The organism is Streptomyces sp. NPDC052020 (assembly GCF_040680575.1).
Lineage (GTDB): Bacteria > Actinomycetota > Actinomycetes > Streptomycetales > Streptomycetaceae > Streptomyces.
The window spans coordinates 75,010-87,287 of record NZ_JBFAWY010000007.1 but is presented as its reverse complement, the minus strand read 5'-3'; the positions used below and the strand labels follow the sequence as shown (position 1 = coordinate 87,287).

Here is a 12,278-nt window from a genome sequence, read left to right as displayed (position 1 = left end):
CGTTGGTGCCGACCGCCGAGAGGTTGTTGGTCGAGTGAGGCGAAGCAAGAACAGTCCCGAGCCGTCGACGGCCCGGGGCAACTTCACCCCGCCGCCGCGCACAGCGGCGCCCGCCCCCGTGCCCGGTCCGGAACCGACGGCCGCCCCCGCCCCGAGCGGCGGCCGCCTCTCTCCGCGCAACTGGCGGGTGACGACCCGGCTCAACGCGATCCTGCTCATTCCCGTGCTGGTCGGCCTCGTCATGGGCGGCTTCCAGGTGACGAGCTCGATCGACACCTGGCAGGAGGCCGAGGACGCCGAGAAGACCGCGCGTCTGGTGCGGACCTCGCTGGCGTACGCCGACGCCCTCTACAACGAGCGGGACGTCTCGGCGGCGCCGCTGCTCCAGGGCAAGGGCCAGGACGACCAGACCGTGGTGAAGGTCCGCAAGGCCACCGACAAGGCCGCCGACGCCTTCGACGAGGCGGCGCAGGAGATGCCGCGGAAGCCGGGCCTGGAGCGGCGCCTGAAGCTGTTCCGCGAGCAGGAGCCCAAGCTCCAGATGCTGCGCGCCTCCGCCTACACCTCCAAGCTCAAGGGCGTGGAGACCCAGGAGGGCTACACCCAGGTCGCCCACCCGCTGATGGAGTTCGCCAACGAGCTCGGTCTGGGCACCGGCAACATCACCTCCTACGGCCGTACCGTCTACGCGCTGTCGCTGACCAAGGCGGCGCTGTCGCTGGAGCGGTCCATCGGCATGCAGCTGCTGGTCAAGCCGGGCCCCGAGCCCAGCCACCTGGCCAGCCAGCGCGTCGCGCTGTCGTCGTACGCCTACCTCGAGCGCATCGCCATGGAGGAGTACCTGGGCGGTGGCACCGAGAAGGACGCCGAGAAGCTGGAGGAGGCCGAGGCGAAGGTCCGCGCGGACGGCGCGGCCCTGGCCAAGGAGGCCAAGGCGAAGGACCCCGACTACGTGGCGCCGCCGTCGAACCCGACGACGATGGTCACGGAGCTCGCCCAGCTCTCCTCCACGGACTCCGGCGCCCGCGCGGCCCTGGCCCGGCAGGGCATCACCCCGGAGAACTGGTGGGCGGTCAACACTCTCAAGTTCGACGCGTACCGCACGATCGAGACGGACATGTCCGACGCCGCGGTGACCGAGGCCGCCGGCATCGCCGATGACGCCCAGCGCGACGCGTTCATCACCGGCGCCATCGTCGTGATCGCCCTGCTCGCCGCGTTCATCCTGGCCGGCATGGTGGCCCGCCAGATGAGCCGCTCGATGCGCCAGCTGCGCAACGCCGCCTTCGGCATCGCCGAGCAGCGCCTGCCGATGCTGGTCGACCAGCTCTCCCGTACCGACCCCGGTCGCGTCGACACCCGCGTCGCCCCGATCCCGATCACCTCCACCGACGAGATCGGCGAAGTCGCCCGCGCCTTCGACCAGGTCCACCGCGAGGCGGTCCGGCTCGCCTCCGAGCAGGCCCTGCTGCGGGGCAACATCAACGCGATCTTCACCAACCTCTCGCGCCGCAACCAGTCGCTGATCGAGGGCCAGCTGACCCTGATCACCGATCTCGAGAACAACGAGGCCGACCCCGACCAGCTGGAGAACCTCTTCAAGCTGGACCACCTCGCGACCCGTATGCGCCGCAACGGCGAGAACCTCCTCGTCCTCGCCGGCGAGGAGCCCGGCCGCCGCTGGGACCAGCCGGTGCCGCTGATCGACGTGCTGCGCGCCGCCTCCTCCGAGGTGGAGCAGTACGAGCGCATCGAGCTGTCGGGCGTGCCCGACTGCGAGATCCACGGCCGTGCCGTGACCGACCTCGTGCACCTGCTGGCCGAGCTGCTGGAGAACGCCACCACGTTCTCCTCCCCGCAGACCAAGGTCCGCGTCACCGCGACCCGGCTGCCCGACGGCCGCGTGATGGTCGAGATCCACGACAAGGGCATCGGCCTGACCGCCGAGGACTTCGCGGACATCAACCACAAGCTGGCCAATCCGCCCACCGTGGACGCGGCGATCTCGCAGCGCATGGGCCTGTTCGTGGTCGGCCGTCTGTCCGACCGGCACGGCATCCGCGTCCAGCTGCGCCCCTCGGGAGAGCAGGCCGGCACCACCTCGCTGGTCATGCTGCCGGACGCCATCACGCACGGCGGCGGCGGTGAGCAGCAGGCCGACCGCGACGAGTTCACCGTCTCCCAGATCATCCCGGAGCAGAACGTCCGGGGCGACGACTTCCAGCAGCAGCCGATGCGGACGGCCGCGGAGCTCGGCTTCGACGACAGCCGCTACAGCGAGGTCCCCGGCGACCTGCGCGGACTGAACCCCGTGGGCCGCTCCCTGCTGCGCGAGGAGCGCCGCGCGGCCCTGGAGGCCCAGACGCACGGCCAGCAGGACGCGCAGCCGGCCCACAACGCCCAGGACGCCGAAAACGCCGCGTACCCCGACCAGTTCACCGGTCAGCACCCGCAGCCCGGCTACGACGACGGCCAGGGGGGCTTCCAGCAGCAGACGGCCTACGACACGGGGCAGCACCAGGCGCCTTACGACACGGGCCAGCACCAGGCGCCCTACGACACGGGCCAGCACCAGACGCCCTACGACACGGGCCAGCACCAGACGCCCTACGACACGGGCCAGCACCAGACGCCCTACGACACGGGCCAGCACCAGACGTACGGCGAGCAGTACTTCGCGCCGAACGGCGGTCTGCCCCAGCCGGACGGCTTCTCGTCCAACGGCGGCTACCCCGAGGCCGGGTACGCGGAGCCGTACCAGGAGGAGCCGGCCGCCTCCGGCACCGGCGCGGGCGACGCCTTCACCGCCTTCGAGCAGCGGCGTCAGCAGGACGACTGGCCCCAGCAGGACGGCTACCAGAACGGCTACCCGACCCAGTACCCTGCGGAAGCCCCGGAAGCGGAATCCGCGCAGGCCGCTGACGCCGGCGAGGCGGACCACGTAGGCTTCGAGCGTCCGGGACCGGCTCCCTCCGCCGCCCACGAGCTGACCGACGCCGGGCTTCCCCGCCGCGGTTCCACCGGGGGCGATCCGGGCGAGGCGGGGTCCGTGCAGCAGGAAGCGCCGGCTTCCGCCCCGGAGAACAGCGGTGGCCGTGACTGGCGTTCGGCCAACGACGAGCGCTGGCAGCAGGCCGCTCAGCTCCGGAAGCCCAAGGCGGGCGGGGTGACCTCCTCCGGCCTGCCGCGGCGGATACCCAAGGCCAACCTGGTCGACGGCTCCGCCGAATCCACCCCCCAGGGCGGCCCACAGGTCTCCCGCGCCCCGGAGGACGTCCGGGGCAGGCTGAGCAACCTGCGGCGCGGCGTCCAGCGCGGCCGCAACGCAGGCAGTGAAACGAACGGCCAGGGCTTCGGTCCTGACAGCACCTACAACCAGGAGCGTTAGTGTGAGCCCGATGAGCCAGGCGGCACAGAACCTGAACTGGTTGATCACCAACTTCGTGGACAACACCCCGGGGGTGTCCCACACGGTGGTGGTCTCCGCCGACGGACTCCTTCTGGCGATGTCCGAAGGCTTCCCGCGCGACCGCGCCGACCAGCTCGCGGCCGTCGCCTCCGGTCTGACCTCGCTGACCGCCGGTGCCTCGCGCATCTTCGAAGGCGGCAACGTGAACCAGACGGTTGTGGAGATGGAGCGAGGATTTCTCTTCATCATGTCCATCTCCGACGGTTCCTCGCTCGCGGTGCTCGCGCACCCGGAGGCGGACATCGGCCTCATTGGGTACGAGATGGCCCTTCTCGTCGACCGCGCCGGAACGGTCCTGACTCCGGATCTGCGCGCGGAGCTCCAAGGGAGCCTTCTCAACTAAAGGACAGACGGTGCGTTTTGGCGTCCCGGGGCCGTAAGGTTTCGGGACGCGGCTCCACAATGATGGGTGCCAGGCACAGTCGGAGGAGGAGAAAGTGGCAACACCCCCAGGTGGTTCGTCGTCGGGCGATTGGTCGTACGGCCCTGCGCAGGGAGCCGGCGACGGTTCCCAGAACCGGTACAACTTCCCCTCCGCACCCCACCACGGCCAGCCGTACGTCCCGCCGGTCCCCGGTCCCTCGCCGTACGACCAGCCGCAGGCTCCGCGCATCCAGCCCGTGCAGCCACCGCGCCGCACCCCTGAGCCGGCGCCCTCCGGGGCGTCGAACAACCCCCTGGTACGTCCGTACGCCATGACGGGCGGCCGTACCAGGCCGCGCTACCAGCTCGCCATCGAGGCGCTGGTGCACACCACCGCGCAGCCGCACCAGATGCAGGGCCAGCTGCCCGAGCATCAGCGGATCTGCAACCTCTGCCGAGAGATCAAGTCGGTCGCCGAGATCTCGGCGCTGCTGACGATCCCCCTCGGCGTGGCCAGGATCCTCGTCGCCGACTTGGCGGAGGCGGGACTGGTCGCCATCCATCAGCCCGGCGGCGACGAGAACGCCGGCGGCCAGCCAGACGTGACACTGCTCGAAAGGGTGCTCAGTGGACTTCGCAAGCTCTAGCGGCGGTCCTTCCCGCTCCACCACCTCCGCGAAGATCGTGGTGGCGGGCGGCTTCGGCGTGGGCAAGACCACGTTCGTCGGCGCCGTCTCGGAGATCAACCCGCTGCGCACGGAGGCCGTCATGACGTCTGCTTCGGCGGGCATCGACGACCTCACCCACACCGGGGACAAGACGACCACCACGGTCGCCATGGACTTCGGCCGCATCACCCTGGACCAGGACCTGATCCTGTACCTGTTCGGCACCCCCGGGCAGGACCGTTTCTGGTTCATGTGGGACGACCTCGTGCGCGGCGCCATCGGCGCGGTGGTCCTGGTCGACACGAGGAGGCTCGCCGACTGCTTCCCCGCCGTCGACTACTTCGAGAACAGCGGACTGCCGTTCGTCATCGCGCTCAACGGCTTCGACGGCCAGCAGCCGTACACGCCGGACGAGGTGCGCGAGGCGCTCCAGATCGGCCCCGACACCCCGATCATCACCACCGACGCCCGCCACCGCGCCGACGCCAAGTCGACGCTGATCACGCTCGTGGAGCACGCGCTGATGGCACGGCTGCGGTAAGCGCCCCCGTTCGCGGCAGGTTTCCCCGCGGCCCTCGTTCCTCCGGCGGGAGGGGCGGGGGCCGCCGGTCTTCCGGTCCCGGCACCGGTACGCCTCCACGGAAGCGGTGCGCGACCGGCCGGGGAGCTCGTCGGCGCCCGGGCGTACGCCTGTCCCGGCCGGCCCCGCGCCGGGGTGCGAACGGCCCCGGGACGCACAGCGGCCCCGTACTCCCCAGGGGGAGGACGGGGCCGTCAGCGGTATCGGGGCTCAGCGCCAGCTGTGCGGGGCCCGGAAGCCGCGCTCGCGCTCCAGGCGGCGCCAGCCGGCCCGGGCGCGGCCCGGGCGGGCCGGGGCGATCTCGGCGGGGCGGGCCGCGGCGCGGGCCAGCAGGAGGGCCGTGATCGCGGCGACCTCCTCGGGCCCGGCGTGGCCCTTCTCGACGCGGATGTCAGGAGTGTTCATGGGCGTCAGTCTCCGTGGGAGAGGGGTCCGCGGGATCGCCGCGGCGGGTTGCGCGGGATTACTGCGGCGGGTTGCCGTGCTTGCGGGAGGGCAGGTCGGCGTGCTTGGTCTGGAGCATGGCCAGGGACTTCACCAGCACCTCGCGGGTCTCGGCGGGGTCGATCACGTCGTCGACCAGGCCGCGCTCGGCCGCGTAGTAGGGGTGCATCAGCTCCGACTTGTACTCCTTGACCATCTTCTGGCGCGTGGCCTCGGGGTCGGCGGCCTCGGCGATCTGCCGGCGGAAGATCACGTTGGCGGCGCCCTCCGCGCCCATCACGGCGATCTCGTTGGTGGGCCAGGCGTAGGTGAGGTCGGCGCCGATGGACTGGGAGTCCATGACGATGTAGGCGCCGCCGTAGGCCTTGCGCAGGATCAGGGAGATCCGCGGCACGGTGGCGTTGCAGTAGGCGTACAGCAGCTTCGCGCCGTGGCGGATGATGCCGCCGTGCTCCTGGTCGACGCCGGGCAGGAAGCCCGGGACGTCGAGGAGGGTGACGATCGGGATGTTGAAGGCGTCGCACATCTGGACGAAGCGGGCGGCCTTCTCGGACGCCTCGATGTCCAGTACGCCCGCCAGCACCTGCGGCTGGTTGGCGATGATGCCGACGACCTGGCCGTCCAGCCGGGCCAGGGCGCAGATGATGTTGCGCGCCCAGCGCTCGTGGACCTCCAGGTACTCGCCGTCGTCGACGATCTCCTCGATGACCTTGGTCATGTCGTACGGCCGGTTGCCGTCCGCCGGGACGAGGTCCAGCAGTACGTCCGAGCGGCGGTCGACCGGGTCGGAGCACTCCGCCCGCGGCGGGGTCTCCCGGTTGTTCTGCGGCAGCAGCGACAGGAGGTAGCGCACCTCGGCGATGCAGGTCTCCTCGTCGTCGTAGGCGAAGTGGCACACGCCGGAGGTCTCGGCGTGCACGTCCGCGCCGCCCAGGCCGTTCTGGGTGATCTCCTCGCCGGTGACCGCCTTGACGACGTCCGGGCCGGTGATGAACATCTGCGAGGTCTCGCGGACCATGAAGACGAAGTCGGTCAGGGCGGGGCTGTAGGCCGCGCCGCCCGCGCACGGGCCCAGCATCACGCTGATCTGCGGGATGACGCCGGACGCCTTGGTGTTGCGCTGGAAGATGCCGCCGTATCCGGCGAGGGCGACCACGCCTTCCTGGATGCGGGCGCCGGCGCCGTCGTTCAGGGACACCAGCGGGGCGCCGGCCGCGATGGCCATGTCCATGATCTTGTGGATCTTCTTGGCGTGGGCCTCGCCCAGCGCGCCGCCGAAGATGCGGAAGTCATGGGCGTAGACGAAGACCGTACGGCCCTCCACCGTGCCCCAGCCGGTGATCACACCGTCGGTGTACGGCCTCTTGGCCTCCAGGCCGAACCCGGTGGCCCGGTGGCGGCGCAGCTGCTCGACCTCCTGGAAGGAGCCCGGGTCGACGAGGAGCTCGATACGCTCCCGCGCCGTCAGCTTGCCCTTGGCGTGCTGCGCCTGCGTGGCCCTCTCGCTGGGGCCCGCCAGCGCCTGCGCACGGATCTCGTGCAGTTCGGCCACTCGCCCGCGCGCGTCCGTCGGTTCGCTCGGCGCATCATCCAAAACGGTCATGTAGCGACCATACGAAGGGGACGGTGAAAAGCGAGCCGTCGACTCCGTACAGTCTCCGGAGGGTTTTCCTGGTGCCACTGAACAGAACGTCAACGGCATGCAGCCATTTCGACTGCTCAGGGGGTCCGCTGGTTGTAGGGGTCTCACAAAGCCGTCAGCTGAGAGTCACCTCACATTCGTGGGTGGCACATTCCATCCCCGGAGTGACGCGCAGGTGCAACCGGCGGCCCGTGGCGAGGATCGCGACCCCCGCGCCGGCCCGTACCACCCCGCGCACCGGGTGGTCCCAGACGATCTCCAGCGGCTCCCCGGTGCGCGGCGGCTCGCTCACGCAGAGGGTAGCGGTGCGCCCCCCGCGGCGGACGAGCACGCTCGCGCCCGCGGAGGCGGTGAGCGGGCCCGCCGCGCCGGCCCGCCAGAAGTTCGCGGCCGTCACCCCGAGGGAGGGCACGGCGATCGCCTGGCGCGCGGCGTCGTTGGCGAGCACGGACAGCCGCCGGCGGACGCCGGTGGCGCGGCGGGCGGTGGTCCGGAGGCTGGCGCCGGGCAGGAGGACGTAGGCGTAGGCGGCGTCCACCGGGTCGGTGCCGTGGTCCAGCCAGAGGGTCTGCCAGCGGCGGGTGCGGCGCTCGGTGCTGCTGCCGGTGTTGATGTCGGACCAGGCGCCGGTGCGGTCCTCGCGCAGGGTTCTCAGCTCGCCGTCGAGGACGATCCAGCCGCCGTGGTGCTCCAGGTGCGCCCAGTTGGGGCCGCGGGTGAAGGTGTCCGTGCCGCCCTCGCCGAGATTGCGGTTGTCCACGACCGTCTCGACGGGCACCCCGTCGGCGCAGGTGATCCCCGCGCCGAGGCAGACCACCGCGTCGTCGAGGCAGAACCAGGACTTGCGGGCGTCGAGGGTCGAGCCGAGGCCCTTGAGGTGCTGCCCGATCGCCGCGTAGGCGCCGTCGGTGGTGCCGCCGACCCAGCGCGCGTCCGGTCTGGGCGCGCCCCATTCGCCGCCCGCCCGGTCGGGAAGCCGCTTGGTGGAGACGGTGGTGCCCGGCAGGCGGTACCAGTCGACGGTCGGCCAGAACCAGTCCGTGTACTGGCCGGACCGGTCGCCGGACCCCGCCCACCAGTACGTCATCCCGGCACCGGTGTGCCAGCCGCGCGGGTTCTCGCCGTTGCCGCACTCGTAGTGCGCGATGCGGTCGCTGGCCATGGCGAGGGCGACGGTGAAGCCGGGGCGGCGGTGCACGGCGCGGTCCATGGCCGGGAAGAGCCGGTGCCCGACGGGTTCGGGGGCGGCCGGGACGGGCGAGGCGGCGACGGCGTGCAGCCGGGCCAGGTCCGCCACGTCGAACTGACGAGCCGTCAGAATGGGGCTGACGGTGTCCCGTTCGATCCACCCCTTCACGCGCGCGTGCCAGCGGTCCCGCTCCGCCGGGCTCGCCGCGCCCGCCAGCAGGGCGATCGCCGCGATGACGCCCTGGCCGTGGAAGTGGTCGCCGCGCATGACCCGCCGGTCGTCGCCCTTGAGGTAACCGCGGCTGATGGCACGCCCGTTGACGCTGTCCATCATCAGCCCGTCATGGACGAACGGCGCGAACGCGTGCTCGACGCTGTCGAGGATGACCTGCCGGTTCGGGTCGGTGACCTCCCACGGGGACCCGGCGAGGAGGGCGAAGAGCCGGCCGAGGCCGTCGAGCAGGACCTGCCCGTAGGTCCCCGAGTACGCCACCCAGGTGTGCTGGACGAACGAGCCGTCGGCGTACAGGCCGTCGCCGCGCGTGACGTACGGGAAGACCGGTGAGAGCGCGTCACGGGCCAGGGCGATCTTGGCGGGGTCGCGGCCCAGGACGCCGCGCAGCGCGACCGAGCGGCACAGGTCGACCCGGTTGGCGCCGGTGGAGGTGCCGGTGTACTCGCCCAGCGCGGTGTCGGGGACGAAGTGGTCGACGGCGGCGCACGCGGCGCCGATCCGCTCGGCGCCGAGCAGGTCGTACAGGGCGGCGGTGATGTCCATCAGCAGGCGGGGGCTGCCGATCCGCCATTCCCACCAGTTGCCGTAGGGGGTGGTGGCGGGGTGGTAGACGGTGGCCGAGAGGTGGTCGAGGCCGCGCAGGACGGCGGCGAGCAGGGCCGGGTCGCCGGTGGAGCCGGTGCCCTGCTGGACGTAGGCCCGGGTCATGGTCCACAGGCGGCCGTAGCTGAAGGTGATGCCGGACGGCGGGTCGAAGCGGTGGCCGGGCCACAGGGAGGTGGGGGCCGGGGCCATGGCCGCCTGGTAGGCGCGGGCGAGGCCGCCGGTCTCGGCGAGCCGGGAGGCGTACGGCTCGGCGGCCGGGTCGTAGCCGCCGCCGAGGGCGATGTCAAGCCAGCGGCGGCGCAGGGCGGCGTAGGGGTCTGCCGGGTCGGCGGAACCGGCGGGAGCCGGCGGGGCGGCGCTGGCGGCCATGGGGGGCAGGGCGGTGGCGAGGGCCGCCGCGAGGAGGACGGTGCGGCGGGCGGGTGCCCGGCGCGCGGCGGGCGGGGCGGGGCGGCGGGGCGAGGCGGGGCCGGGAAAGGCCGGGGAGGCAGTTGGCGTCATGTTCATGCCGTTTACCACCGGTGCGGGGCCGGGGAAACCGCCGTGCCGCGATGGTTCAGCCGAAACGGTTCGGCAGGCGGCGGCACACGCCCGGGGCGAGCCCGCGCGCCCGGGCGCCGCCGATCGGCCGGGCGCATGGACGTCACCCGACAGGTCCCGGCGATCACGAGACCGACCCTACTGTTGAAAGTTGAACGGAATGGGTCTACAGTCGTCCCCGTTGAAGTGGTTGAAGCTTCAACAACAGCAGGCCGGGTGACCCGTACCCGGCCCCGTCCCCTCAGGAGCACCTCATGGGCATCTTCGGCCGCGGCAAGACCGGCAACACCCCCGCCCCCGCGTCCACCGCCCCCTCCCCCGCCGTCAGCCCCGGCCTCTCGGCGCTCACCGGCGACTACACGATCGACCCGGCCCACTCGACCCTCGGCTTCGCGGCGCGACACGCCATGGTCACCAACGTCAAGGGCAAGTTCCTGGAGTTCAGCGGCTCGCTGCACCTGGACGGCGGCGACCCCACCCGGTCCACGGCCTCGATCGACGTCGTCATGGACAGCATCGACACCGGGTCCGCGGACCGGGACGGGCACCTGAAGAGCGCGGACTTCTTCAAGACCGACGAGTTCCCGGCGATGACCTTCCGTTCCACCAGGGCGGAGGCCCTCGGCGGCGACGACTACCGCCTCACCGGCGACCTGACGATCCTCGGCACCACCCGGCCGGTCACCATCGACCTGGAGTTCAACGGCGCGGCCCAGGACCCCTTCGGCAACGAGCGCGTCGGTTTCGAGGGCAAGGCGGAGATCCTGCGCTCGGAGTGGGGCCTGACCTGGAACGCGGCGCTGGAGACCGGTGGCGTTCTGGTGTCCGACAAGATCAAGCTCGTCTTCGACGTGTCGGCGATCAAGCAGGCGTGATGCCCCGCCGCCCCTCGGGGCCCCCGACGCCGCCCCGGCCGCGGCCGCGGCGCGGATATCGCGCCCCGGCCGGCCGGCGCTCCGGCGGATCACCCCGGGCGGCGCCGTGCCGCCGACGCCGAGGAGCACGGGCGTGTCCGGCAAGGGCCGTCGCGCGGCCGCATGCCCGGTGCGCACGGCGCCGGTGCGGAAATCCCTGGCTCCCGCGCGCCGGCCGCGTTAACCTGCCTGCCGTGAACAGCCCCGAAGCGTCCAGACTCCGGCCACCGGCTCTCCGGTGGCTGCTCGTGAGGCCCTGACGCCGGTTCCAGGCGCGCGCTCGCGCACGCCCGAAGTCCGCGGACACCGTCGCCCGGCCCGCTCCCGCCCCGGACGGCCGTCCGCCATGCCGTGTTCCACGGCTTATCGGATCTTCTCCATCGACTTCGGGGTGCGGGGTTTCCTCATGCCGTTCGCTCTTGTTCTGCTGGGCCTTGCCGTCTTCGCCCAGGGAACGTCCGAGTTCATGCTGTCCGGGCTGGTCCCGGACATCGCCCGGGACCTGGGTGTCTCCGTCCCGGCCGCGGGGGCGCTGACCTCCGCCTTCGCCGTGGGAATGGTCGTCGGGGCGCCGCTGATGGCCGGGCTCGGCCGGCGCTGGTCCCGGCGGGGCGCCCTGCTGGCCTTCCTGCTCGCCTTCCTCGCCGCGCATATCGCCGGCGCCCTCACCGACAACTTCGCGGTGCTGCTCGCCACGCGTGTGATCGGCGCCCTGGCCAACGCCGGTTTCCTGGCCGTGGCCCTGGTGACGGCCGCGGCCATGGTCGCGCCGGACGCCAAGGGGCGGGCCACCTCCATGCTGCTCGGCGGGGTCACCCTGGCCTGCGTGGCCGGGGTGCCCGCGGGGGCGCTGCTCGGCCAGGTCTGGGGCTGGCGGTCGGCGTTCTGGGCGGTGGCCCTGCTGGCGGTGCCCGCCGTGGTGGCGGTGGCCCGGTCGGTGCCGGGCGGCGCCGCCGGCGCCGCGCCCGGTCCGCTGCGCGGCGAGCTGCGGTCGCTGCGCGGCCCGCGGCTCCGGGTCATCCTGCTCATGGGAGCCCTGGTGAACGGGGCGACCTTCTGCACCTTCACCTACCTCGCGCCCCTGGCCACCGAGGTCGCCGGGGTGGACGGCCGGTGGGTGCCGGGGGTGCTCGCGCTGTTCGGGGCGGGCTCGCTGGCCGGGGTGACCCTCGGGGGGCGCTTCGCCGACCGCCGGCCCGGTCCGGTGCTGGTGGCGGGCGGGGGCGCGCTGTGCGCCGGGTGGGCCCTGTTCGCGCTCGGCGCCGGGGAGCCGGTCCTGGCGCTCGCGCTGGTCCTGGTCCAGGGCGCCCTCTCCTTCGGCGTCGGCTCCACGCTGATCTCCCAGGCGCTCTACGCGGCCCCCGGCGCGCCCACGCTGGCCGGCGGTTTCGCCACCGCCGCGTTCAACGTGGGCGCGGCGCTGGGGCCCTGGCTCGCAGGTACGGCGATCGGTGCCGGGTTCGGCTACCGGTCACCGCTGTGGGTCAGCGCCGGGCTGGTGGCCGCCGCCCTCGCGACGGCGGCCGCGGCCGCTGCCGTCCGGCGGGCCGCCGTGTGCGAAGGCGGCACCCGGCTCGGTCCCCGGGACGCCTGACCCGAGGGGGCGCCCGCCGGACCGGCCAGGCGGGC

9 protein-coding genes are annotated in these 12,278 nt (G+C 72.6%); 6 read left to right on the top strand and 3 right to left on the bottom strand.

Going from position 1 to position 12,278, the window contains the following annotated elements:
* The first annotated feature begins 34 nt into the window (after positions 1-34).
* From AB0L74_RS09220 to AB0L74_RS09205, 4 genes are all read left to right on the top strand, one after another.
* Positions 35-3,388 carry a nitrate- and nitrite sensing domain-containing protein gene (locus AB0L74_RS09220; RefSeq protein ID WP_365647722.1) on the top strand — a complete coding sequence of 1,118 codons (3,354 nt, stop codon included), beginning with the start codon at positions 35-37 and terminating at the stop codon, positions 3,386-3,388.
* A 10-nt stretch (positions 3,389-3,398) separates the two neighbouring features.
* Positions 3,399-3,812, top strand: coding sequence for a roadblock/LC7 domain-containing protein (locus tag AB0L74_RS09215; RefSeq protein ID WP_029385896.1), 414 nt, complete (start codon positions 3,399-3,401; stop codon positions 3,810-3,812).
* Between the two features lie 94 nt (positions 3,813-3,906).
* Positions 3,907-4,479 carry a DUF742 domain-containing protein gene (locus AB0L74_RS09210; RefSeq protein WP_365647719.1) on the top strand — a complete coding sequence of 191 codons (573 nt, stop codon included), beginning with the start codon at positions 3,907-3,909 and terminating at the stop codon, positions 4,477-4,479.
* Positions 4,460-5,041, top strand: coding sequence for an ATP/GTP-binding protein (locus AB0L74_RS09205; protein WP_114255509.1), 582 nt, complete (start codon positions 4,460-4,462; stop codon positions 5,039-5,041). The genes AB0L74_RS09210 and AB0L74_RS09205 overlap by 20 nt, the downstream gene beginning before the upstream one ends.
* A 249-nt stretch (positions 5,042-5,290) precedes the next feature.
* Here AB0L74_RS09205 and AB0L74_RS09200 read toward each other — a convergent pair whose 3' ends face one another.
* From AB0L74_RS09200 to AB0L74_RS09190, 3 genes are all read right to left on the bottom strand, one after another.
* Positions 5,291-5,485: an acyl-CoA carboxylase epsilon subunit gene (locus tag AB0L74_RS09200; RefSeq protein ID WP_365647715.1), complete on the bottom strand. Its 195-nt coding sequence runs from the start codon at positions 5,483-5,485 to the stop codon at positions 5,291-5,293.
* Between the two features lie 58 nt (positions 5,486-5,543).
* A complete protein-coding gene (locus tag AB0L74_RS09195; RefSeq protein ID WP_365647712.1) occupies positions 5,544-7,127 on the bottom strand; it encodes an acyl-CoA carboxylase subunit beta in 1,584 nt (527 codons plus the stop codon).
* A 154-nt stretch (positions 7,128-7,281) separates the two neighbouring features.
* Positions 7,282-9,564, bottom strand: a complete 2,283-nt coding sequence (locus AB0L74_RS09190) for a polysaccharide lyase 8 family protein (RefSeq protein ID WP_365648177.1) — start codon at positions 9,562-9,564, stop codon at positions 7,282-7,284.
* Positions 9,565-9,989: 425 nt separating this feature from the next.
* Here AB0L74_RS09190 and AB0L74_RS09185 point away from each other — a divergent pair, with 425 nt between their 5' ends.
* Positions 9,990-10,610 carry a YceI family protein gene (locus AB0L74_RS09185; RefSeq protein ID WP_365647709.1) on the top strand — a complete coding sequence of 207 codons (621 nt, stop codon included), beginning with the start codon at positions 9,990-9,992 and terminating at the stop codon, positions 10,608-10,610.
* A gap of 445 nt (positions 10,611-11,055) precedes the next feature.
* Complete coding sequence (locus tag AB0L74_RS09180) at positions 11,056-12,243, top strand: Cmx/CmrA family chloramphenicol efflux MFS transporter (RefSeq protein WP_365648173.1); 1,188 nt, start codon at positions 11,056-11,058, stop codon at positions 12,241-12,243.
* Positions 12,244-12,278: the final 35 nt, after the last annotated feature.

Excerpts from the sequence above, each read along its gene's own strand:
- AB0L74_RS09215 (WP_029385896.1), top strand. The coding sequence starts at position 3,399 with ATGAGCCAGGCGGCACAGAACCTGAACTGGTTGATCACCAACTTCGTG.
- AB0L74_RS09195 (WP_365647712.1), bottom strand. The coding sequence starts at position 7,127 with ATGACCGTTTTGGATGATGCGCCGAGCGAACCGACGGACGCGCGCGGG.
- AB0L74_RS09180 (WP_365648173.1), top strand. The coding sequence starts at position 11,056 with ATGCCGTTCGCTCTTGTTCTGCTGGGCCTTGCCGTCTTCGCCCAGGGA.
- AB0L74_RS09190 (WP_365648177.1), bottom strand. The coding sequence starts at position 9,564 with ATGGCCGCCAGCGCCGCCCCGCCGGCTCCCGCCGGTTCCGCCGACCCG.
- AB0L74_RS09185 (WP_365647709.1), top strand. The coding sequence starts at position 9,990 with ATGGGCATCTTCGGCCGCGGCAAGACCGGCAACACCCCCGCCCCCGCG.
- AB0L74_RS09200 (WP_365647715.1), bottom strand. The coding sequence starts at position 5,485 with ATGAACACTCCTGACATCCGCGTCGAGAAGGGCCACGCCGGGCCCGAG.